Source organism: Kytococcus sp. Marseille-QA3725 (assembly GCF_054950055.1).
Window position 1 is genome coordinate 71,752 of sequence record NZ_JBUCLA010000001.1, and the last position, 21,665, is coordinate 93,416.

At 72.4% G+C, this 21,665-nt stretch carries 16 protein-coding genes and 1 pseudogene; 6 read left to right on the plus strand and 11 right to left on the minus strand.

Features of this window, described 5'->3' with window-relative positions; genetic code table 11:
- Positions 1-13: 13 nt before the first annotated feature.
- Positions 14-1,510, minus strand: coding sequence for an APC family permease (locus ACY8FT_RS00300; RefSeq protein WP_462416972.1), 1,497 nt, complete (start codon positions 1,508-1,510; stop codon positions 14-16).
- 287 nt (positions 1,511-1,797) lie between these two features.
- On the opposite strand from ACY8FT_RS00300, the gene ACY8FT_RS00305 reads away from it, so the two are divergent.
- From ACY8FT_RS00305 to ACY8FT_RS00315, 3 genes and pseudogenes are all read left to right on the plus strand, one after another.
- Positions 1,798-3,156, plus strand: a complete 1,359-nt coding sequence (locus tag ACY8FT_RS00305; RefSeq protein ID WP_462416973.1) for a D-alanyl-D-alanine carboxypeptidase family protein — start codon at positions 1,798-1,800, stop codon at positions 3,154-3,156.
- 102 nt (positions 3,157-3,258) lie between these two features.
- Positions 3,259-5,244: a M13 family metallopeptidase gene (locus ACY8FT_RS00310; RefSeq protein ID WP_462416974.1), complete on the plus strand. Its 1,986-nt coding sequence runs from the start codon at positions 3,259-3,261 to the stop codon at positions 5,242-5,244.
- A 153-nt stretch (positions 5,245-5,397) separates the two neighbouring features.
- Positions 5,398-6,661: pseudogene (locus tag ACY8FT_RS00315) on the plus strand (IS3 family transposase).
- Positions 6,662-6,839: 178 nt separating this feature from the next.
- Here ACY8FT_RS00315 and rpmF read toward each other — a convergent pair.
- From rpmF to ACY8FT_RS00360, 9 genes are all read right to left on the minus strand, one after another.
- Positions 6,840-7,004: a 50S ribosomal protein L32 gene (rpmF, locus tag ACY8FT_RS00320; RefSeq protein ID WP_462416975.1), complete on the minus strand. Its 165-nt coding sequence runs from the start codon at positions 7,002-7,004 to the stop codon at positions 6,840-6,842.
- 58 nt (positions 7,005-7,062) lie between these two features.
- Positions 7,063-8,631 carry a helicase-associated domain-containing protein gene (locus ACY8FT_RS00325; protein ID WP_462416976.1) on the minus strand — a complete coding sequence of 523 codons (1,569 nt, stop codon included), beginning with the start codon at positions 8,629-8,631 and terminating at the stop codon, positions 7,063-7,065.
- Positions 8,622-9,344 carry a hypothetical protein gene (locus tag ACY8FT_RS00330; RefSeq protein WP_462416977.1) on the minus strand — a complete coding sequence of 241 codons (723 nt, stop codon included), beginning with the start codon at positions 9,342-9,344 and terminating at the stop codon, positions 8,622-8,624. Before ACY8FT_RS00330 ends, ACY8FT_RS00325 begins: the two co-directional genes overlap by 10 nt.
- Before the next feature lie 242 nt (positions 9,345-9,586).
- Positions 9,587-10,510 carry an isoaspartyl peptidase/L-asparaginase family protein gene (locus ACY8FT_RS00335; RefSeq protein WP_462416978.1) on the minus strand — a complete coding sequence of 308 codons (924 nt, stop codon included), beginning with the start codon at positions 10,508-10,510 and terminating at the stop codon, positions 9,587-9,589.
- Positions 10,511-10,706: 196 nt separating this feature from the next.
- On the minus strand, positions 10,707-11,375 hold the full coding sequence (locus ACY8FT_RS00340) for a response regulator transcription factor (protein WP_462416979.1): 669 nt from the start codon (positions 11,373-11,375) through the stop codon (positions 10,707-10,709).
- A gap of 1 nt (position 11,376) precedes the next feature.
- Positions 11,377-12,840, minus strand: a complete 1,464-nt coding sequence (locus ACY8FT_RS00345; protein WP_462416980.1) for a sensor histidine kinase — start codon at positions 12,838-12,840, stop codon at positions 11,377-11,379.
- Positions 12,830-13,471 (minus strand): hypothetical protein, encoded by a 642-nt coding sequence (locus ACY8FT_RS00350; protein ID WP_462416981.1) that lies wholly within the window; start codon positions 13,469-13,471, stop codon positions 12,830-12,832. The genes ACY8FT_RS00345 and ACY8FT_RS00350 overlap by 11 nt, the downstream gene beginning before the upstream one ends.
- The gene (locus tag ACY8FT_RS00355; protein WP_462416982.1) at positions 13,468-15,210 is read right to left on the minus strand and encodes an ABC transporter transmembrane domain-containing protein; all 1,743 of its coding nucleotides are present in this window, start codon (positions 15,208-15,210) and stop codon (positions 13,468-13,470) included. The genes ACY8FT_RS00350 and ACY8FT_RS00355 overlap by 4 nt, the downstream gene beginning before the upstream one ends.
- 2 nt (positions 15,211-15,212) lie before the next feature.
- Positions 15,213-16,433, minus strand: coding sequence for a DUF1611 domain-containing protein (locus ACY8FT_RS00360; protein WP_462416983.1), 1,221 nt, complete (start codon positions 16,431-16,433; stop codon positions 15,213-15,215).
- Between the two features lie 199 nt (positions 16,434-16,632).
- Here ACY8FT_RS00360 and ACY8FT_RS00365 point away from each other — a divergent pair, with 199 nt between their 5' ends.
- Positions 16,633-18,279, plus strand: a complete 1,647-nt coding sequence (locus ACY8FT_RS00365; RefSeq protein ID WP_462416984.1) for an AMP-binding protein — start codon at positions 16,633-16,635, stop codon at positions 18,277-18,279.
- A gap of 79 nt (positions 18,280-18,358) precedes the next feature.
- Here the strand turns inward: ACY8FT_RS00365 and ACY8FT_RS00370 are convergent, their stop codons facing one another.
- Positions 18,359-18,643 (minus strand): transcriptional regulator, encoded by a 285-nt coding sequence (locus ACY8FT_RS00370; RefSeq protein WP_462416985.1) that lies wholly within the window; start codon positions 18,641-18,643, stop codon positions 18,359-18,361.
- 123 nt (positions 18,644-18,766) lie between these two features.
- Between ACY8FT_RS00370 and ACY8FT_RS00375 the strand changes: the two genes are divergently transcribed.
- Both ACY8FT_RS00375 and ACY8FT_RS00380 read left to right on the plus strand, forming a co-directional pair.
- Positions 18,767-19,917, plus strand: a protein-coding gene (locus ACY8FT_RS00375; RefSeq protein ID WP_115306721.1) for an IS3 family transposase whose coding sequence is annotated in 2 segments (ribosomal slippage) — positions 18,767-19,037 and positions 19,037-19,917 — 1,152 coding nt in all. Because the reading frame shifts where the segments join, the coding sequence is not laid out codon by codon here.
- A gap of 203 nt (positions 19,918-20,120) precedes the next feature.
- On the plus strand, positions 20,121-21,665 hold the full coding sequence (locus ACY8FT_RS00380; protein ID WP_462416986.1) for a DUF222 domain-containing protein: 1,545 nt from the start codon (positions 20,121-20,123) through the stop codon (positions 21,663-21,665).

Sequence of the window (21,665 nt, forward strand, 5' to 3'; positions counted from 1 at the left end):
GAGGAGCGCCGCCTCAGCGGGTGCCGTCGGCGTGCTGGTGCTCGCCCAGCACGAGGGTGCGCATCTCCTCCTCGGGGATCTGCGCGACCCGGTTGCGGCGGCTCACCCAGAACACCAGCCCGAGCGCCACCCACACGGCCAGCGCGATGAGGGAGGGCATCTTCAGGGCCGCCGGAGACCCGGGGACCAGCAGGAGCAGCAGGAAGCACACGCCCGCGAAGGCGCCCGCCAGGGCCATCAGCTTGCGCGGGGTCGAGCGGCTGCCCTCGGGCTCACCCGGGACGGCCGGTGCGGAGGACCAGCGCAGCAGGCGGAACGCGGCGGCGCAGGTGTACGTGTAGGCGATCGTCACGCCGATGGAGCTCATGTCCACGATCCACGTGAGCGCCTCCCGCCCGAACCACGGGGAGAGCAGGCAGATCGCCATCACGAAGAGGACCGAGAAGGCCGGGGCGCGGTGGCCGTTCAGGCGGCCGAACGCCTCGGGCACGATCTTGGCCCGCCCCATCGCGAACAGCAGACGGCTGGAGGCCACGTAGAAGCCGTTCAGGCCGGTGGCCACACCCATGGCCACCGAGAGGCCCAGGACCAGCAGGCCCAGCGAGCCGAACAGGTTGCTCACGCCGTCGGCCGTGCCCCAGATGGGCTCGGAGGACACCAGGCCCTCCCAGGACTGCGAGGCCGCGGTGGCGACCGTCATGGCGACGTAGATGGCCGCGGCGGCCACGATGGCGAAGACGATGAGGCCGAAGGCCTTGGACGGCGGGAAGTCGAACTCCTCGGCCGCCTGGGGCACGTTGTCGAAGCCGACGAAGGCCCACGGCGCGATGGCGACGATGCTGAGGATCGCGGCCACCGGCGTCACCCCGGTCGGGAAGCCGGGGGAGACATTGCTCCAGGTGCCCTCCGGGTGGACCAGCACGCCGACCAGGATGAGCAGCACGCCGAACAGCATGGCCATGACCATGAGGAACTGGGCGCGGCCGGAGAGCTCCGTGCCGCGCGTGTTGAGCACGGCGAACAGCGCCAGCGCGAGGCTCGCGGCCACCACCTCGCCGAGGTAGACCTGCCAGCCGGCGACCTCCCACAGCGGCACCCACTCGACCAGGGCGGGCAGCAGACGTCGGAAGAGCAGGGCGACCGCGGAGGCGTTGAGCGCCACGATCGCCGCGTAGCCGAGGGTCAGGAACCAGCCGCAGGCGAACGCGTGGTTGCGCCCGAAGGCGTGGAAGGCGTACGCGAACTCACCGCCGGAGACCGGGAAGGTGCGGATGAGGATGCCGTAGCTGACGGCGATGAGGCACATGAGGGCCGCGCCCAGGGTGATGCCGATCGCGACACCGAGGGGGCCGGCCGTCGCCAGCCAGTCGGTGGGCAGCACGAAGGCACCCCACCCGATGGCCGAGCCCAGGGCGATGGCCCACACCCAGTGGGGTCTGAGGGTCGACTCGAGGCTCGTGCGTCCGGCCAGGACCTCGTCGGTCACGGCCGTGCTGGAGGGGTTGTTCATGGGGACTCCGTTGGTGTGGGACGGGCGCCACGGGTCGGTCCCGCGCGTCGCGGGAACCCATCATGCCGCCTGCGGGGGTGCCTTCCGCGGATCCGCGGCGTGGGGTCGGCCACCGTCCGTGCCCGGCCCGGGGCGCCGATCGTCGAACGCCGCACGCTGACGCGACAGCACGGCATTTGACAGATGGGGGACCCCCCGGCACTCTGCACCCGTGGTAGGCGTCCCCCTATCACGCGCGTCCTGATGTTGCATCCTCCCCCGTCGCTCGCACTCCCCAAGGAAACCTCATGCTCACCACGCGATCCCCGCGTGCCACCGGCGTCGTCGCCGGAACGGCGCTCGGCCTCGGTGCCGCTGCCCTCGGCCCCGTCGCCGCGCAGGCCCACGCCTCCTCCCTCCAGGACTTCACCGTCACGGTCGACGAGCTCCTCGTCCACCACGACCCCAGCGACTCCGCGGACCCGGTCGGCTCCCTGAAGCGCGGTGACGTGCTGCAGGGCACCGCGATGGGCAACGGCTGGATCGAGACCGAGAACGGCTACGTCCAGGAGTCCGGCGTCCGGCTGGGGCTGCCCGCCGAGCCCGCTCCGGAGGACGTCTCCGTCGGTGGCGCCTCCGCCGGCTCCCCGGCCTCGGACACGACCTCCTACGAGGTCACCACCCCGCTGAACATCCGCCAGGCCCCGACCGTGAAGTCCCAGGTCCTCGGGCACTACTCCGCCGGCACCCTCATCGAGGGCAAGATGCTCGGCAACGGCTGGGTGAAGACGCAGGACGGCTTCGTGCACGGCGCCTACGTGCGGCCGGCGGACTCCTCGGCCGGGGCCACCTACCGCATCGACCGCTCGGTGAACCTCCGCTCGGGCCCCGGCCTGACCCACGCCGTCATCGGCCGCGCCGAGCCCGGCACCGAGCTGCAGGGCACCTGGGTGAACGGGTGGATCAAGACCGACCGCGGGTACTTCTGGCACTCCTTCGCCACCGAGGTGGTCGACCTGCCGGACGACCCCGAGCCGGGCGACGAGATCGTCAGGTACATCAAGCCGGCCGACGGCTCGCAGTTCACCTCCGTCTACGGAGGCCCGAGCTTCTCCTCCGGTTACGTCGGCAGCGTCCCCGAGGGTGGCGTGCTGCGTGGTCAGTTCACCGCCGACGGCCAGTGGTTCCAGGCCGGGCCGACGAGCTTCGTGCCCGCCTCGGAGCTGGGCGACGTGCACTACGAGTACACCGGCACCAACGGTCGTCTGGACCCCGTCACCCTGTGCGACAGCCCCCTGCAGGGCAAGGAGCACCAGCTGATGCGCTGCGAGGCCGCCGACCAGCTGGCGCGCCTGAACAAGGAGTACAAGGCCACCTTCGGTCACGACATCAAGGTGGGTGAGTGCTACCGCACCTACGAGACCCAGGTGCTCTACAAGATCCGCCGTGGCTTCTGGGCCGCGGTGCCCGGCACCTCGCAGCACGGCTGGGCCGCGGCCTGCGACATCTCCGAGCCGGCCAGCGAGATCGGCTTCGGGACGACCAAGTACAAGTGGATGGACGCCAACGCCCCCCGCTTCGGCTGGGTGAACCCGAGCTGGGCGCGTGAGGGCGCGTACAAGCCCGAGTACTGGCACTGGGAGTTCGAGGCCCTGACCCGCTACTGAGTCACCGGCGCCACACAGCAGGGAGCCTCCGCCACCGGCGGGGGCTCCCTGCTGTGTGAGGGGCGTCGCGATCGGCGGGACCAGCGGTGGCACAGTGTGGCCATGACAGCGAACCTCGGACTCGCCCTCGACGACCGCGACCTGACGGTCCGACCGCAGGACAACCTCTTCCTGCACGCGAACGGCACCTGGCGGGCCACCACCGAGATCCCCGCCGACCGTTCCAGCTACGGCACCTTCCACCGTCTGCGGGAGAAGGCCGAGGCGGACGTGCGTGCCCTCATCGAGGACGCGGCCTCCCGTGCGGGGCGGGACGCGACCGACACCGGCGCGGGCACGGTCGGGGCGCTCTACGCCTCGTTCATGGACACCGATGCGGTCGAGGCCGCGGGCGTCGACGCGCTGGAGCCGGATCTCGCGGTGGTCCGGGAGGTGCAGGACGCCGCCGGGCTCGCCCGCGCCCTCGGTCGGCTGCAGGCGGTCGGCGTGCCGGGGCTGCTGCAGCCCTTCGTGGACAACGACAACGAGCACCCGGACCGCTACTCGGTATACCTGGAGCAGGGCGGCATCGGCCTGCCCGACGAGGCGTACTACCGCGAGGAGCAGCACGCCGAGGTGCTCGCCGCCTACCGGGAGCACGTGGGGCGCCTGGTGCTGCTGGCCGGTGTGGTCGAGGACGAGCCGGCCGCGGCGGACCTCGCCCAGCGCGTGGTCGATCTCGAGCAGCGCATCGCCGCCCGGCACTGGGACGCCGTGGCCACGCGCGATGCCGTGAGGACCTTCACCCCCTGGACGAGGGAGGAGCTCCTGGAGTCGACGCACGGGCTGCACCTGGACCTCTGGGCCGAGGAACTGGGCCTGTCCGAGGCGGGACTGGAGCGCGTGATCGCCCGCCAGGACACCTTCCTGTCGCGGCTTCCCGAGCTGTTCGACGGGCCGGAGGCCGCCGGCCTCGACACCTGGCGGGACTGGCTCCTGTGGCGCGTCGTCAGTGCGCGGGCCGCCTTCGGCCCCGAGGCGATGGTGGAGGAGAACTTCGACTTCTTCGGTCGCACGCTCACCGGCGCGCCGGAGATGCGCGACCGCTGGAAGCGCGGGGTCGCCTTCGTCGAGGGGGCGGCCGGTGAGCTGGTGGGCCAGCTCTACGTCGCCGAGCACTTCCCGCCGTCGCACAAGGAGGCGATGGAGGAGCTCGTCGCCAACCTCATCGAGGCCTACCGCCGCTGCTTCGCCGACCTGCCGTGGATGGGCGACGAGACCCGGCAGCGCGCGCTGGAGAAGCTCGAGTCCTTCCGGCCGAAGATCGGCTACCCGGAGCGGTGGAAGGACTACTCCGACCTGGTGGCCGAGCCGGACGACCTGCTGGGTAACGTGCGCCGGGCCGCGGCCTCGGAGACCCGCCGCGAACTGCGGAAGATCGGGCAGCCGGTGGACCGGGGCGAGTGGTTCATGCCGCCGCAGACGGTGAACGCCTACTACAACCCGGGTCTCAACGAGATCGTCTTCCCCGCAGCCATCCTGCAGCCGCCCTTCTTCGACGCGGACGCGGACGACGCGGCGAACTACGGCGGGATCGGCGGTGTCATCGGCCACGAGATCGGTCACGGCTTCGACGACCAGGGCTCGCGCTACGCCGGCTCCGGTGCGCTGGAGGACTGGTGGACCACGCAGGACCGGGAGCGCTTCGACGCCCTGGCGCAGCAGCTCGTCGAGCAGTTCGACGGCATCGAGCCGGTGGACGCCCCCGGCAGCCACGTCAACGGCGGGCTGACCGTCGGGGAGAACATCGGCGACCTGGGCGGTCTGGCGATCGGGCTGGCGGCCTACCGCATCTCCCGGGGCGACGAGCCGGCGCCGGAGCTCGAGGGGCTCACCGGTGACCAGCGCTTCTTCCTGGCCTGGGCGCAGATCTGGAACGGGAAGGCCCGCGAGGCCGAGGCCAAGCGCCTGCTGGCGATCGACCCGCACGCACCGCTGGACGTCCGGGCGAACGTGGCCCGCAACCTGGACGCCTTCCACGAGGCCTTCGGCACCCGGCCGGGCGACGGCATGTGGCTGGACGAGGCCGAGCGCGTCCGGATCTTCTGAAGCGCCCGGGCACGACGAGAGCCCCCGTGACCTGTGAACTGCTCCCCGGGAGTTGGACTGAGAAATCAGTTCCGACTCCCGGGGAGTTCGTGATGGAGGCCAAGAGTTCGTTGTCATCGCAGGAGCGGTTGACGGCCGTAGAGTTCTTCGAGTCTGGTTGGGGCTCTCGCGCCGTGGCCACGCGGCTGGGCAAGAGCCGCTGGGCGGTGCGAAGTCTCTACCGACGCTGGAAACTGTCAGGCCGAGGAGCGTTGGTGGAGCCACCGAAGAAGTCCTACCCGTTCGAGGTCAAGCTTGAGGCCGCCCAGCGCTACCTGGCCGGTGAATCCAAGGTGGCACTGGCCGGCGAGTTCGGGGTGCCCTCACCGCCCCTGATCGCGACCTGGGCCAGAGTCCTGAAAGCCGAGGGGCCTGACGGGCTGCGCCCCAGACCCAGGGGCCGCCCGGCCAGGCCTTCGGAGCCGGTCTCGGAGCTCGAGGCGTTGCGCCGGGAGAACCAGCGCTTGCGGGCGCAGAACGCCTACCTGGGAAAATTGCAGGCCTTGATGGAGCAGCAACGTCGGCCAAGGTGAAGGCCGTCGTTTCCCTCAAGGCGCAGCACCGTCTGGGTGACCTGCTGGCCGCGGCCGGTCTGGCGCGCTCGACGTTCTTCTACCACCAGGCACGCCTCTTGGAGCCGGACCCGCAGGCCGAGCTGAAGACCGCGATCACCGAGGTGTTCACGGCCAGTCGCAAGCGTTTCGGGCACCGCCGGGTCTGGGCGCAACTACGCGCCGACGGGTGGGTCGTTTCCCGCAAGACGGTGTGGAAGCTGATGCGCGAGCTCGATCTGCGCTGCCCGATCCGCAGGCGCCGGTTCCGGTCCTACCGGGGTACCACCAGTCGCACCGCGCCCAACGTGCTGGACCGTGACTTCACCGTCACCGGGCCGAACCAGAAGTGGGTCACCGACGTCACCGAGTTCCACATCGGCCCGGACAAGGTGTTCCTCTCAGCGGTGATGGACCTGTTCGACCGACAGGTCATCGGCGCCACCATCGGCCCTTCCCCGACCCTGACGCTGACGAACTCCTCCCTGCAGCAGGCCCTGACCACCTTGGAACCGGGCCAGCACCCGATCGTGCACTCCGACCAGGGATTCCAGTACCAGCACGCCACCTGGCAGGAATTACTCGCACGGGTCGGTGCGACCGCGTCGATGTCCCGCAAGGGCAACTGCCTGGACAACGCCGTCATCGAGAGCTTCTTCGGTCACCTCAAGGACGAGTTGTACTGCGACACGTCCTTCACCACACCCACCCAGCTCACGACGGCCCTGCGGGACTACCTGGCCTGGTTCAACCACGACCGCCCCCACAGCAGCAACGAGGGCCTGGCCCCGGTGCAGTACCGGAACCAGACCCTCGCTGCCGCGTGAGACCCCGTACGCTCAAACCAGTCCAACTTCAGGGGGACAGTTCATTCCCGGTGGGGGCTCTCCTTGCCGGAAGAAGACGGTCGTGGTGTGACGGCCGTCATCACACGACAAGGAGGCTCACGGTCCCAGGGGACCGGGAGCCTCGCGCGGTGGGGCGGGCCGTGCCCGCCTCACCTGCTCAGTACTTGATCAGGCCGCGCTTGACGGCGTTGACCAGACGGCGGGGGATGGTGACCTCCTGGCCGTTGATGGTCTGCGTCTGCAGGGTCGGCGTCTCGGCCTTCCACTGCGAGCGGCGGTGGCGGGTGTTGCTTCGGGACATCTTGCGCTTCGGAACAGCCATGAGGGGCAGTCTACGCGAGTCCGACCCTCCTGCTTACCACGTCGTCCCGATCGGCCGCTCACGCCCCTGCCGCGGCCCCCACGATCCGGTGGATGCTCCACGCGCGGGGCAGGCGCTCGGCGTCCTTCACCCCGTACAGCCGGCCGCCGTCCACCGAGGTCGGGGTGACCAGCGTCGTGCGCACCGAGCCGAGGTCGTCGGTGTGCCAGATCCACACCGGCGCGCCGTCGGCGGCGGCCTCCCGCAGCATCGCGAGCACCACCACCGGGTCGTCGGTCTGGCGCCGCGGTGCAGTCGGGGTGGGGGCCGGGCTCGCGTCGTCGCGCTCGGCGGTCGTGGCGAGCAGGGACCGGGCGCGCTCCCCGGCCGACTCGCGGGTGAGGGGATGCGACCGGACGGTGGCGGCCCGCCGCGTCGTCACGCGCTGCGGGGAGAGGTCCTGCTCCCGGCCGACCGAGGGGCCGTAGCCGTGGTCGCGCAGGAAGGCACGGGCCCGGTCGGCGGGTAGCCGGGCGGACAGGACGGTCGGGGCGACCTGTTCGAGGCCGATCGGCGCCAGCTCCGGGTCGTGGAGCATGCGGGCGGCCAGGGCCGGGTCGTCGAGCGCCAGCACGGAGCGCGCGTCGGTCACGTGCACCCGGCCGTGCCCGCTGGCGACCTCGCGCAGCAGGTACTCCACCGGCTGCGGCAGGCCCGTGGCGGACGCGGCCTCGATGGCCTCGCGCAGGTCGGTGGCTGAGCGGCCGGCATCGAGGGCGCGGCGCAGGCTGCGCTCGCTGAAGCGGTGGGTGGAGGCCCCGCCGCGGGACTCCACGTCGGTGGCGACGTGCAGCAGACGGGTGAGCTCCGGGGTGGGGCGCCCCGGGACCACGGCGGTCAGGTCGGCCTGCACCAGCATCGAGCCCGTGGCGTCGGGCAGGTGAGGGCGCAGTGCGGTCGCGGTGCCGGGGGCGCCCTCGCCGTCGACCAGGGGGACCAGCCAGGGGCTCGCGGACCACTGGTCGCGCTGCAGCAGCGGAGTGGTGGCCAGACCGAGGAGCCGGGCCTGCTGCAGCACCTCCTCCAGCTCCGACGGGGAGGGGGCGCGGTGCAGCGGGTGGCGCCAGGACCATCGGGCCAGCAGCTCCTCGGGGGTCGCCGGGGCGTCCTGCAGGCGGGCCAGCTCGGTGAGCAGCTCCTGCCGGCGCCGGCGCACGGTCGGGGACGCCGAGGTCGGCGCCAGTGCGTTCGCCCGCTTGTCCGCGGTGGTCGCCTCGGGGTCGAGGGGGGTGGACCACCACGCGGTCAGCAGCGCCGCGGTGCGCGTGGCGTCCTCCTGCTGCTGCCAGCCGTCGGCCGCGGCGGTCGGGCCCCAGCGGTGCTCGTCCGAAGCCGGCCAGGCCCCGGCCTCCACCAGGCCCGCGGCGTGGGCGACGGTGAGCAGCAGGTGCATGCCGGAGGCGTCCAGCCCCAGTCGGCGTCCCAGGAGCGTCACGTCGCGGACGCCGACCCCGCCGTTGGCCAGCACCGTGGGGGGTTGGGCCTCCAAGGTGAGCAGCAGCTCGTCCACCAGTGCCAGCAGCCCCGAGGTCTCGGCGGCCGCGGCATCGGTCTGCCGGCGGGCCCTGTCGGTGTCTCCTATAAACATCTGATGCTGGCGACGGTAAGCAGTGGGGAGGGATACGGGGGCGGGCGGTTTTGAATAAAAAAAAAAAAGGAAAAGAGCAGCCTGGGCCAAGGGAGATAGAGGGTGGTCGTGGGAGCTGGCGACAGGTCGGTGAGCAGCCCGGCCTCGACCAGGGCCGCGCGGGCATCCTGCGTGGACTGTGGCGCGCTGCGGGTGACCTCACCGACCGGTGGACCCCAGACCAGGGCCCCCAGCAGGGCCTGCTCGGCGGGGGTGAGGGCGGCCAGCCGGTCGGACGGGTCGCTCGGTGCGTCGTCGGCGGTGGACGAGGCGGGGGCCAGGCCGGCCGGGGTGGGCAGCAGCTCGGAGAGGATGCGGACCGGCCGCAGACCCTCGGGGCTGCGCCAGAGCAGGGCTGCGGTCCACAGCGCGTCCAGGCGGGGCGCCACGGCACCGACGGGAGCGTCCACCGCGCTCGCGACGGCCTCGGCATCGGTGGGGGCCAGCACCATGGCGGCCTCGAGCACCTGCAGGTGCGGCCGGTCCAGCGCGTCCAGGGCCCGCGTCATCGAGGCCTGCGTGGTGGCCGCCGCGGCCAGGGACGCGAGGTCGCCGATGGTGGGGCGGGCCAGGTCGGGGCGGGCGAGCAGCAGGTCGGTCAGCTCCGCCTCGGTCCGGCCACGCAGGTCCGCCGCCAGGGAACGGAAGCCGCCGGAGCCGGGAGGGGTGATCATTCGGCCCACGGTAGTCCGGTCCCGGCAGGGCGGGGTGCCCGTGGCCTCAGTCCGGTGGTCCCAGGTGTGCGTGGCCCCAGAACGTCCCCGGTGCGTGGGCCTCGGTGTGCGCGTTTCAGGTCGGTTGCCGACGCTTTCGGCGCACGGTGTCCGAGGGTGGGCGCCCGGTGGCCCACGCAGTCCTGGGGACGCCGGTGGACCGGGCCGGCCCCGGGCGCAGCCGGCGGCAGGGCCCCACCGCCTCAGGCGATGCCGGTGACGGGGACCTCGCCGAGGTCGTGGGCGCGGTACATGCCCGGGGAGTTGAACGCCAGCACCGCCTCGCCGGCCGGGGTCACGGCCACCAGGCCGCCATCGCCGCCGCGGGCGCCGATCAGCTCGTCGAGGGCCTCGCGCACGGCATCGGGCAGGGGCTGGCCGGCCCAGCGCAGGCGGGCGTGGACCTCGTGGCCCACGACCCCGCGGACGAACAGCTCACCCGTGCCGGTGCAGGAGACCGCGACCGTGGCGTCATCGGCCCAGGTGCCGGCGCCGGAGAGCGGGGTGTCGCCCACGCGGCCGGGCAGCTGGGCGGTGATGCCTCCGGTGGAGGTGGCGGCGGCGACGCGGCCCGAGGCGTCACGGGCGACCGCGCCGACCGTCCCGTGGCGGTACTCGGTGAAGGAGCTGGTCTCGCGCAGCATCTGCAGGCGCGACTCGGTGAGGTAGTGGTCCGGGCCGACCAGGTCGAGCCCCCACTTCTCGAGCAGCTCGCGGGAGGGCGCGGCCATGAGGACGTGGTCGGTCTGCTCCATGACGGCGCGGGCGGCATCGACCGGGTTGCGGGGGCCGGTGGCGCACGTGACGGCGCCCGTGCGCGAGTCGCCGGTCATGACCGCCGCGTCGAGCTCGGCCGTGCCCTCGGAGGTCAGGGCGGCCCCGCGGCCGGCGTTGAAGCACTCGCTGTCCTCCAGCACCCGCACGCTCGCGCAGACCGCGTCGAGGGCGGCGCCGCCGGCATCCAGGACCTCTCGCCCGGCGCGGGTGGCCTCGGTGAGCGCGTCGGTGGCGCGGCGGGCCTGCTCCTCGGTGAGCGAGGCCGGATCGACCCCGGCGCCGCCGTGCAGTGCGAGGACCGGGCCGTCGCCGGCGGGCAGGTGGGTCAGCTGGACGGTGGGGAGTGGCATGGGGCCATTGTGCGGTGCGGGCGTGTGGACGGCCCATGGGTCCGCGTGTCGTTGTGCACCGGACGGTTCGGTGTGCGGTCACAGCGGTGCACGGTGGTGCTGGGTGCTGGGTGCTGGGTGCTGGGTGCTGGGTGCTGGGTGCTGGGTGTCCCGGGCGCCGGATGACCGACGGTCGGCAGCCCGCCCCACCCCCGCCTCAGCGGAACCGGTACCCCACCCCGCGCACGGTCTCGATGTGGTCGCTCCCCACCTTGGTGCGCAGCTGGCGCACGCACACGTCCACCACGTTCGAGTGCGGGTCGTGGTCCACACCCCACACCTCGGCCAGGAGCTGCTGCCGGCTGAGCACCTGCCCGGGGTGGCGCATGAACTCCGCCAGCAGGCCGAACTCCCGGGAGGTGAGCGCGACGTCGACACCGTCGCCGTGCACCTCCCAGGTGCGGTGGTCCAGGCTCAACCCGCCGGCCTCCACCACCATCGCGTCGCCGGAGCCGGCCCCCTCGGTCGCATCCGCCAGCCGGATCCGCACGCGGGCCAGCAGCTCGGCGAACTGGAACGGCTTGGTCATGTAGTCGTTCGCCCCGCCCTCCAGCGCCGAGACGGTGTCCTCCACGGTGTCCCGGGCCGTCAGCACCACCACCGGCACCGTGGACCCCTGCCCCCGCAGACTCTCCAGCAGCTCCGCCCCGTCCATGCCGGGCAGGCCCAGGTCGAGCACCACGAGGTCGAAGCCCCCGTGCATCGCCAGGGTCAGGCCCGTGCGCCCGTCGGCCACGACCTCGGTCTGGTAGCCGGCGGCCCGCAGCCCCTTCTCGATGAAGGAGGCGATGCGGTCGTTGTCCTCGATGATCAGGATGTGGGGCATCTCAGTCGTCCTCGTCGGTGGAGTCGTCGGCGGGCGGGGGGACGTGGTCGCGCACGGGCACGGTCAAGGTGAAGGTCGCACCGCCACCGGGGGTCTCAGTCACCCGGACCCGGCCGCCGTGGCCCTCGGCGATCGCCCGCACGATCGGCAACCCCAGCCCGGCGCCGGGGTGGCGTGCGTCGGCCCCCTCGGCGCGGTGGAAGCGCTCGAAGATCCGTCGCTCCTGACCGCGCGGCACACCGGGCCCGTGGTCCGCCACCGTGAACGCGAGGCTCCACGCGCCGTCACCGCCGGTCACCCAGCGCGAGGCGAGGTGGATGCGGTCGCCCTCCTGCGTGTACTGCACGGCGTTGCGGGCCAGCTGCAGCACCGCCTGCGCCAGCCGCTGGCCGTCCACGGTCGCCGTGCCCTCGGCGACCTCGTCCAGCACCCAGTCCCGCTCCCCGAGGCGCTCGGCGTTCGAGTCGAGCTCCAGGGTCAGCGCCGCGACGTCCACCGGCGCGGGCTGGATGTGGTCGGGCCGCTCGGCCTTGGCCAGCGCGAGCAGGTCGGTGACGATCCGGCTCATCCGGTCCAGCTCGCTGGTCACCAGGGCGAGGGTCTCCTCGCGCTCGACCGGGTCGTCGCTCATGAGCTCCAGGTGCCCGCGGATCACGGTGATCGGGGTCCGCAGCTCGTGCCCGGCGTCGTCGACGAACTGCCGCTGCGAGCCGAACGCCTCGGCCAGCCGGTCCAGCACCCCGTTGAAGGTGCGTCCGAGCTCGGCCACCTCGTCGTCCCCGCTGATGGGCAGGCGTCGGGTGAGGTCGCGCTCGGTGATGTCCTGCGCCGCGCCCTGGAAGCGCCGCAGCGGGGCCAGGATGCGGCCGGCCACGAACCAGGCGGCCAGGCCGGTGAGCAGCAGCGCGATCAGGGCCAGCGGCGCCGCCCGCTTCATCACCGCCAGCAGGACGGCGTCGTTGCGGCTGGGGAAGGAGAGCACGGTCAGCGAGCCCTCCTCGCCGTCGACCCGGACCGGGGCGGTGCCGTAGCGCGCGTCCCCGAAGGGGGTGTCGACGATGCCGGACTCCGCCTCGTCGATCCGCTCCCAGAGCTCCCGGTCGTCGAGGACGGCCTCGCTGTCGTCGATGGCGTCGCCGGAGACCTGCATGACCTCCCCGGAGCGGGTGCGCCCGACGAACATCTCGCTGCTGCTGGGCTGCTGGCGGGTGAGGAAGACCTCGAGCAGGTCCCCGGGCGCCGTGAACGGCTCACCCGAGCCCGGGTCGCGCCCCTCCTGCGTGAACTGCTTGAACTCGCTGAGCTCCTGGACGACGTCGGTGTTGGCCCGCTGGGCGTTGTCCGCGCGCACCAGGGCGTACGTGAGCGTGATGAGCGAGACCAGGGCCAGCGCGACGATCGTCACCAGCCAGATGACGATGCGTCCGCGCAGCCCCAGCCCGCGTCCACCGCCGTCAGTCGTCACGGTCGTCCTCGTCCTCGTCGTCCAGGTCGTCGTCATCATCGTCGTCGATGTCGTCGTCCGCGTCGTCGTCATCGTCCCCGGCGGGAGCCGTGGGGGCCGGTGCCGGGTCGGGCTGGACCGTCCGGGTGACCTCGCGGGGCACCGTGCGGGGCGCCGACGGGGTGCGGGGCGTGGCGGCGGACCGGGTGGGCTCGGGGGCGGGGTCCGTCGCCGCCGACCGGGTGGTCGGGGACGGTGAGCTCGGCCTGCTCGTGGACGTGCCGGGGTCCGAGGAGGTGGGTGCGGCGGTGGACCGGTCGGGCGTGTCACCGGTCCCCTCGGAGTGCCGCTGGGAGCTGCTCGGTGTGCCCGAGCGCTCGGTGGCGTCCCCACCGCCCGACCCCGAGGCGCCCGGGGCAGACCCGGAGGGGCCGTCCGTGGTCGGTGACGTGGCCGGTGCGTCGTCGGACGCGCTGCCGGAGCCCTCACCGCCGGGTGTCGTCCCCGACGAGCTCGCCGACGGGGGCTCCGGGGCGCCACCGCCGATCCCGCTGACGTCGGGGGCGCCAGGCATGCGCAGCGCGAGGGCGAGCAGGGGCACGATGACGGCCAGCGCCAGGACCGTCACGACCGCGGGCAGGTACTTGTTCATCGGGGACTCCGCGGGTCGTCGGGGGTGGGCAGGGAGGTGATCGGGGTGGCGCCGGTGGGGCGGCGCACGAGGTGCAGCGGGTCGGGGGAGTCGAGCTCCCAGACCTGCCAGTCGGCGGGGGGCTCGGCCCCCGTGGTCACGACGATGCCGGGGTAGTCCGCCAGGGCACGGTGCACCTGCTCCTTGCCGGCGGCGGAGAGCCGGTCGTGCACCCCGTCGAGCACCAGCAGGCGCGGAGTGCAGTACAGGCCGCGGGCGAGCTGCACCAGGATGCGCTGCTCGCGGGTGAGCGGCTCGCCGCCGCGCCGCAGGGTGGTGCGCTCGCCGCGGGGCAGGTTCGCCACCACCTCGGTGAGGCCGACGGCCTCCAGCACAGGGGCGATGGAGCGGTCGGAGTCGGGCCGTCGGTAGCGCACGGCCCTCACGAGGCGCCCGGCCTCCAGCGGGACGTCCGCGGCGACGTAGCCGAGCAGCCGGCGACGGCGCTTGGCCGGAGCGGTCGAGAGGTCCCAGCCGTCGAGCTGCACCCAGCCGTCCGGGTCGGCGGCGTCACCGACCAGGGTGCGCAGCACGTGGTCGACGCGCTCGCTGTCCGCGCTGCGCAGGTGGATGCGCGATCCCGGGACGGCCAGCAGGTCCGGCAGCGGCATGCCGTCCTCGTCGCGCAGGCCTGCGACGTGGAGCAGACCGCGCGTCGAGCCACGACGCCGGCGCGACCGGGCAGGTGCCCGGTCCTCGTCGGTCGAGGTCGTCGCCGCAGGGGCCGCGCCGGGCGGCTGGCCACGGCGCAGCGCCTTGGCCAGCACCAGGCTGGCGGCCAGGAAGCCCTGTCGGTACTCGCCGACGCGGCCGAGGTCCTGCACCGGGGTGGCGATGAGGCCGACCAGCAGCAGGGCGGTGGCGAAGCGGGCGGGGGTGAGATCCGTCCAGGGGGACGTGACGCCGGCCAGCACCATCGCGATGACGGCCACGGAGGCCGCCCCTCCGCGCATCACGCCGGCCAGGCGGGCACGGCGGACGGCGAGCTGGCGCACGGTGGTGCTGTGCTCGTCGACCTTCTTCAGCTCGCGCTGCTCGCCGCCCGCGGCGCGGATGGTCGGGGCCGCCTGCACGGTGTCGGCGATGTGGGAGGCCATCCGGCCGCGTCGTCGGCGCAGTTCCCGGCTGCGGCGGAGCACCGGGCGGGAGAGCCCGGCCAGGAGCGCGGCCATGATCAGCAGGGCCGACGCGACGGCGACGGCGAGCTCCCAGGCCATGAAGGCCAGCGCCAGGACGACGCCGACGAGCAGGGGGATGCCGGAGACCAGCGGCGCGATCCCCATCGCCACCCAGGACCGGATGGCCGACAGGTCGTTGGTGGTCCGGGCCACCAGGACGCCCAGGTGGGAGTGCCGACCGGGGCGCAGCGCGGTGGCCACCAGCAGCCGCCGGAGCTGGAGGACGTAGTGCTGCCCGAGCATCTCGGCCAGCACCCACTCCGCCCAGCGCAGGGTGCCGACCAGCAGGGCCGCCAGCAGCAGGGAGGCGGCCAGGACGCCCCGGGTGCGGGGATCGGTGGCGTCGAGCAGGTGGGGTGTGAACCAGGCGATGCCCGCGGCGGCGGCCGACTGACCGGCGCCGCAGACCACCAGGCCCGTGAGGTACGCGCGCCGCACTCCCTCCCAGATCGGGGGGAGCTCGGCGGCCGCCTCCTGGGCGGTCTGCTCCTCACCGGCCAGGAGGGAGTGGCGGACGAGCATCCTCAGAAACCCACGAAGTCGCGGACGGTCTCCGGGTCGGACAGCTTGAAGGTGCCGACCATCGGGACGTCCAGCACGCTGGCCGCCTCGCGCGAGGCCATGGGGGAGGCCGTGACCGCGCCGGTGACGCCCGTGACGGGCAGCCCGCAGGAGCGCAGCACGGACACGCCGGCCACGGCACCGAGGGCCTCGCCGACGCACAGGACGACGCCGTGGGCGTGCTCGTCCAGGCCGCCCTCGCTGAGCAGGGCCGAGGTCTCGCGCTGGTAGAGGCCGTCTGCGATCTCGATGACGACGACGTCGGGCCGGTCCGCGGCGAGGTCCGCGCGCACCGAGGCGACGAGGTCGCGGATGGTGCCGGGGTCGAGCAGGAAGGTGCTCGGGTGGCCGAAGTCGGTGAAGTCCAGGACCTTCTCGGCGCCGGAGTCCTTGAACAGGCCCGGGTCGCCCCAGGCGCCGGTCCCGGTGGCCTTGCCGGCCGCGACCCGCAGGCCGGAGTGGGCCAGGCCGCGGACCAGCTGCGCCACGGTGGTGGTCTTGCCGGCGTTCATCGAGCTGCCGACCACGTAGAGCACGGGCGGCAGGTCGGTGTCGTCCACCTCGGCCGCCGGGCGCACCGCGTGGGGGGCGCAGTCGGCGAGCGTCAGCGGCGTGCCCGCGGTGTCCGCGACCAGGCCGAGGGGCTCCACGACGGTGGCGTCCCGCATCGAGCCGTGGCGGCCGACCACCTCGGCGGCCAGCCCGCCGGCGGCGGCCAGGTTGGTGACGGCCAGCGAGTCCGGCACGCGGGCGTCGAACTGGTCGGGGGCGTAGCGGTCGCCGTAGGCCAGCAGCACCTCGTCACCGGGGTAGAGGGTGGCGCGGCGGCCGCCGGAGTCGGGGAGCTTGCTGTGCTGGCCCAGGGTCACGATGCGGGCGAGCACCACCTGACCGGCGCGGGGCCGCACGTCGGCGCCCGTCAGGAGGGTCAGCTCCTGGCCGGTGCGCTCCAGGTGGGGCACGACGAAGCGGGTCGTGTAGGCCTCCTTGGCGTGGTGGAGGCGCTCCAGGTCGAGGGGCTGGGTCACGGTGCCGGGCTGCGCCGTCGCGACGGACTCGTGGCCGGCCTGGGCGGCGGCGTCCATGCTCTCGAACGGCCAGGACTCGGACTGGCGGGTGGCCCGGGACGGCTCGCTCGCACCAGGGGTGGCCGGCACGGTGGGCTGGGCGATGGTGGCGGTCATGGTGACTCCTCGTCGGTTGGGACACCCGGAGGGAGGGGGTGACGCCGGAGCACGCTAGGGAGGGCGCGTGAAGGGCCCGTGAGTCGTGGATGAGGGACTGCTCATGGTCGGCCGATGCGCGGTGGTGCCGTGCGATCGTGGCATGGTTGCTCCAGCATTGTGACGTCCGCCATGTCCGACCCGTCCGCCAGGAGGACCCATGACCGGCACCGCCCCCGCCCTGTCCTACGTCTCGGGAGCCAGCGAGCTGCCGCTCCTCGGGGAGACCATCGGTGACAACCTGGACGCCACCGCGGCGCGCTTCGGCGAGCGCGAGGCGCTGGTGGAGAGCGCGACCGGGCGGCGGTGGACGTACACCGAGTTCGTCGCCGACGTGGACCTGCTCGCGCGCGGGCTCATGGCCCGGGGGCTGGCGGTGGGCGACCGCATCGGCATCTGGTCGCCGAACTGCGCGGAGTGGACGCTGTTGCAGTACGCCACGGCCAAGGTCGGTGCGGTGCTGGTGAACGTGAACCCGGCCTACCGCGAGCACGAGCTCGACTTCGTCGTGCGCCAGTCGGGCATGCGCTGGCTGGTGAGCGCGACGCAGCACAAGACGAGCAACTACCGGAACATGGTGGAGCGGGTGCGGGGCGGCTGCCCGGACCTGGAGGAGGTCGTCTACATCGGCGACGAGTCCTGGGACGCCGTGGTCGCCGCGGCCGAGCAGGTGGGCGTCGAGGAGCTCGCCGCGCGACAGCGCGAGCTGGGGGCGGACGACCCGATCAACATCCAGTACACCTCCGGCACCACGGGCTTCCCCAAGGGCGCCACGCTCAGCCACCACAACATCCTCAACAACGGCTTCTTCGTGGGCGAGCGCGTGAACTACACCGAGGCCGACCGCATCTGCCTGCCGGTGCCCTTCTACCACTGCTTCGGCATGGTCATGGGCAACCTGGCGGCCACCTCGCACGGGGCCTGCATGGTCATCCCGGCGCCCTCCTTCGAGGCCGCCGCCACGCTGCGCGCGGTGTCGGACGAGAAGTGCACCAGCCTCTACGGCGTGCCGACGATGTTCATCGCCGAGCTGGGCCTGCTGGACAAGGGCGAGGAGGAGTTCGACTTCTCCCGCCTGCGCACCGGCATCATGGCCGGCTCCCCGTGCCCGGCGGAGATCATGCGCCGGGTGATGGGCGAGATGAACATGGCCGGGGTCGCGATCTGCTACGGCATGACCGAGACCTCGCCGGTGTCGCTCATGACCATGTCCGACGACGACGTGCCGCACCGCACCGAGACCGTCGGGCAGGTCATGCCGCACGTCGAGGTGAAGGTGGTGGACCCGGTGACCGGGCGCCCGGTGCCCCGCGGCGAGACCGGTGAGCTGTGCACCCGTGGCTACTCGGTGATGCTGGGCTACTGGGACCAGCCGGAGAAGACGGCCGAGTCCATCGACGACACGCGGTGGATGCACACCGGCGACCTGGCGGTCATGGCCGAGGACGGGTACGTCGCCATCACCGGGCGCATGAAGGACATGGTGATCCGCGGTGGGGAGAACATCTACCCGCGGGAGATCGAGGAGTTCCTCTACGGTCACCCGGCCGTCCAGGACGTGCAGGTCATCGGGGTGCCGGACGAGAAGTACGGCGAGGAGCTCATGGCCTGGGTCATGCTGCGCGAGGGGGCGGAGCCGCTGGACGCCGACGCCGTGCGCGAGTTCTGCACCGGGCAGCTGGCGCACTACAAGATCCCGCGCTACGTGCACGTGGTGGAGAGCTTCCCGATGACGGTGACCGGCAAGGTGCGCAAGGTGGAGATGCGCGAGAAGGCGCTGGCGATCCTGGGGTTGCAGAAGCATTGAGGGAGTGGGTTGCTGCCCCGGTGGGTGGCACGGAACGGGGCCGGTCCGGTGGGCCGGCCCCGTTCCGTGCCGTTGGGGATCAGCCGGCGACCTCCTGGAGTGCCCGGACGAGACCGGCGAACTCTCGCCGTCCGGTCGGGGTGAGTCTCACGAGGGTCTGGCCGTGGCGTCCCTTGCGCCGCTTCGTGACGTGGACCAGCTTCCGTTCCTCGAGGTCCTTGACGATCTTGGAGAGGTCGGGGGTGGAGAGGCCGGTCGACTCCTGCAGGGCGGGGTAGTCCGCCTGTTCCACCTGCTGGAGGTGGGCGAGCGTCACGAACCGCTTCGGGGCGAGGGGGTGGGCGTCGAGCTCCTGGTGGTGCATGGGGCCTCAGCGCCGGAGGGCGAGCCAGGCGTAGTACGCCTGGGCTGACCCCGTTTCGTAGGTCCAGTCGTTATGAGAGTCGTCCTGTTGCCCGCGGTCGCGGGCAGGGAGACTGGTCAGATCATGACGAACAGCAGGAAGCGTCACACCCCGGAGCAGGTCGTCCGTAAGCTCGGGCAGGCCGACAGGATGCTCACCGATGGTCAGGACGTCGCGGCGGTGTGCCGGGAGCTGGGGGTGTCCGAGCAGACGTACTACCGGTGGCGGAACCAGTACGGCGGCCTCAAGGCCGACGACGCAAAGCGCCTGAAGGAGTTGGAGAAGCAGAACGCGACCCTGAAGCGTCTGCTCGCGGAAGCGGAGCTGGAGAAGGCCGCGCTCAAGGAGCTGGCTGAGGGAAACTTCTAAGCCCGGACAGGCGCCGCGCCGCCGTCGATCACCTCAAGCGCAAGTTGCGGGTAAGCGAACGGATGGCGTGCCGTCTGGTCGGGCTGAGCCGCTCCGCGTACCGGCGACCGCTCAAGGGCGACACGGTCACGGACCCGGATCGGGCGCTCAGGGAGTGGCTGCGCGCCTGGGCGAAGGACCATCCCCGCTACGGGTATCGGCGGGCGTATCACGACGCCCGCGCCGAGGGGTGGGTGGTGAACCACAAGAAGATCCAACGCCTGTGGCGTGACGAAGGGCTCCGGGTCCCGCAGCGGCGTCGACGCAAGCGCGTCGGGTCCTCGACCGTCGACGCGCCGACGGCGGACGCGCCGAACGTGGTGTGGGCGGTGGACTTCCAGTTCGACGCCGACGAGCACGGACGACCGATCAAGATCTGCTCGATCGTCGACGAACACACCCGGGAGTGCATCGGCGGCCTCGTGGAGCGCTCGATTACCGCCGACCGACTCACCGCCCACCTCGAGGACCTCGTCGCCGCCCGGGGCGCCCCGGCGGTGCTCAGGTCGGACAACGGGCCGGAGTTCATCAGCGAGGCGATGGCCGACTGGGCCGGCACCCGCACCGGCCTGTCCTACATCCCTCCGGGCTCGCCGTGGCGCAACGGGTACGTCGAGTCGTTCAACAGCCGGATCCGCGACGAGTGCCTCAACATCAACAGCTTCTACTCGCTGCTGCACGCACAGGTCATCATCGGCGACTGGAAGGACGAGTACAACCACCACCGCCGGCACTCCTCGCTCGGCTACCTAACCCCAGCCGAGTACGCTCGGCAGTGCACCCATCAAATGGAAACCGACGACTCACAGAACGTCCGGACCGAATGAAGGGGGCGGCTCAGACGTTCTTGGTTTCCAGCATCGAATCTTGTTGCAAGAAGTGCAGGTAGTGAACAAGTACAAGTGTTGCACTCAGGTGGTGACTTGTACTAGTATGGCGTCATCACATCGGGTGAGGGGTCCGGTGGTGATCTCGGGGAAGGGCGATGGCGCGGTTGGATGGGCTCGCCGGTGGTGTCGGCAGTGGGCCGATGACTGTCGAGCGACGTGCCGTCGTGTGCTTGGAGGCCCTGCACCGGGAGATCGACGGGCTGCTGGAGGCCGTCTCCTGCCTCGGGACTGATGGCCGACAGGTGTCCGCAGGACATCTGCGGGAGCTCGACCAGGAGGTCTACCGGGCACGGAACCGGCTGGAGTCGGCCCGGCTCCGACTGGGTGAGGTGACTCGCCGGGAGCGGGAGGCCGGGCGGGCTCGGCACCTGGACGAGGGGCAGTTCTTCGGGTCGGGCGGACGCATGGACCCACGCGCGGCGTCACGGGCAGGGCGGTTGGCTGCTGAGCTCGGGAACGCGCCACCCGCGTCCGAGGCGGCCGCCTCGGACGGAGCGGGGTCGTGCGGGAGTGCCGCGGCCGGAGAGGGGGCGCCTCCCGTTCGTTCTGTCACCGGGCTGGCCCTGGACGACGGCACCATCAGTCCGGACCATGCACGGGCGGTGACCGAGAGCCTGCGGGACCTGCCCGACTGGGTGGAGTCGGACGACAGGGCCCGGATCGAGGAGGAGCTGGTCCGCAAGGCGCGGCGGATGACACCTCGTGAGGTACGGAGCGCAGGGCGACGGGCTCTCGATGCACTGCCGGTGCCCCGTGAGGTCGTGGATGCCCACGAGGACTCCGTCGTGCAGGCGGAGGAGGCCGCAGCTCACGAGGCGGCCTTCTTCACCATTCACCACGGGCAGGACGGGTTGTCGCACGGCCGGTTCAGCGTGCCGGAGCTGCAGGGGCGCCTCCTGGAGAAGGTGCTGGCGTCGCTGACGGGACCGCGTCGCCGGAACCGGCCGGATGCGAGCCCGGGCCCGGTCGCCCGTGAGGAGGGAGCCCTCGACCCTCGGGAGCGGGCCCGGGAGCGAGCCGCGGCTCGGGGACGGGCCCTGTGCGAGGTGATCGACCACCTGCCGACGGACCGTCTGGGTGGGCGGACGGCCTTCACTTTCATCGTGTCGACGGATCTGGCCACGCTGCGCGGAGAGGCCGACCGGGCGGGCGCCACGGACGTCGGGGTGCCCATGTCGGCCGGCCAGGTGCGACGGCTGGCGGCCCAGGCCGGCATCGTCCCGACCGTCATGGGTGGCGAGTCGCTGCCGCTCGATCTGGGCACCCAGCGTCGGTTCTTCACCGAGTCGCAGCGGATGGCCCTTGCCCACCTTTACTCGGAGTGCGCGGCCGAGGACTGCGACCGGCCCTTCGCATGGACCGAGATGCACCACGTCGCCGCCTGGTCCGGCCCGCGAGGCGGGGCTGGTGCGAGTGGCGGGGGAGGTGACCCGGGAGTTGTCGGGGCAGGAGCCAGGGGCAGGACGGACCTGGCGAACGCGGTCCCGCTGTGCGGCAGGCACAACCGGATGATCGAGGACTCCCGCTTCACGCACACGATCATGCGGGACGGGCAGGGGCGCGCGACCGTGCACCTGCAGGAGGCGACGGGCGACGGTGGGCCGTCGCCAACGCCACCGCCCCAGGTGCCGCACGACGGCGGGCCACCATCACAGCCCGAGGTGCCCAGGGGGCGGGGCGGGTGA

Bases quoted from the DNA above. Each gene is read 5' to 3' on its own strand.
- ACY8FT_RS00300 (WP_462416972.1), bottom strand. From the start codon at position 1,510: ATGAACAACCCCTCCAGCACGGCCGTGACCGACGAGGTCCTGGCCGGA.
- ACY8FT_RS00305 (WP_462416973.1), top strand. From the start codon at position 1,798: ATGCTCACCACGCGATCCCCGCGTGCCACCGGCGTCGTCGCCGGAACG.
- ACY8FT_RS00310 (WP_462416974.1), top strand. From the start codon at position 3,259: ATGACAGCGAACCTCGGACTCGCCCTCGACGACCGCGACCTGACGGTC.
- rpmF (WP_462416975.1), bottom strand. From the start codon at position 7,004: ATGGCTGTTCCGAAGCGCAAGATGTCCCGAAGCAACACCCGCCACCGC.
- ACY8FT_RS00325 (WP_462416976.1), bottom strand. From the start codon at position 8,631: ATGTTTATAGGAGACACCGACAGGGCCCGCCGGCAGACCGATGCCGCG.
- ACY8FT_RS00330 (WP_462416977.1), bottom strand. From the start codon at position 9,344: ATGATCACCCCTCCCGGCTCCGGCGGCTTCCGTTCCCTGGCGGCGGAC.
- ACY8FT_RS00335 (WP_462416978.1), bottom strand. From the start codon at position 10,510: ATGCCACTCCCCACCGTCCAGCTGACCCACCTGCCCGCCGGCGACGGC.
- ACY8FT_RS00340 (WP_462416979.1), bottom strand. From the start codon at position 11,375: ATGCCCCACATCCTGATCATCGAGGACAACGACCGCATCGCCTCCTTC.
- ACY8FT_RS00350 (WP_462416981.1), bottom strand. From the start codon at position 13,471: ATGAACAAGTACCTGCCCGCGGTCGTGACGGTCCTGGCGCTGGCCGTC.
- ACY8FT_RS00355 (WP_462416982.1), bottom strand. From the start codon at position 15,210: ATGCTCGTCCGCCACTCCCTCCTGGCCGGTGAGGAGCAGACCGCCCAG.
- ACY8FT_RS00360 (WP_462416983.1), bottom strand. From the start codon at position 16,433: ATGACCGCCACCATCGCCCAGCCCACCGTGCCGGCCACCCCTGGTGCG.
- ACY8FT_RS00365 (WP_462416984.1), top strand. From the start codon at position 16,633: ATGACCGGCACCGCCCCCGCCCTGTCCTACGTCTCGGGAGCCAGCGAG.
- ACY8FT_RS00370 (WP_462416985.1), bottom strand. From the start codon at position 18,643: ATGCACCACCAGGAGCTCGACGCCCACCCCCTCGCCCCGAAGCGGTTC.
- ACY8FT_RS00380 (WP_462416986.1), top strand. From the start codon at position 20,121: ATGACTGTCGAGCGACGTGCCGTCGTGTGCTTGGAGGCCCTGCACCGG.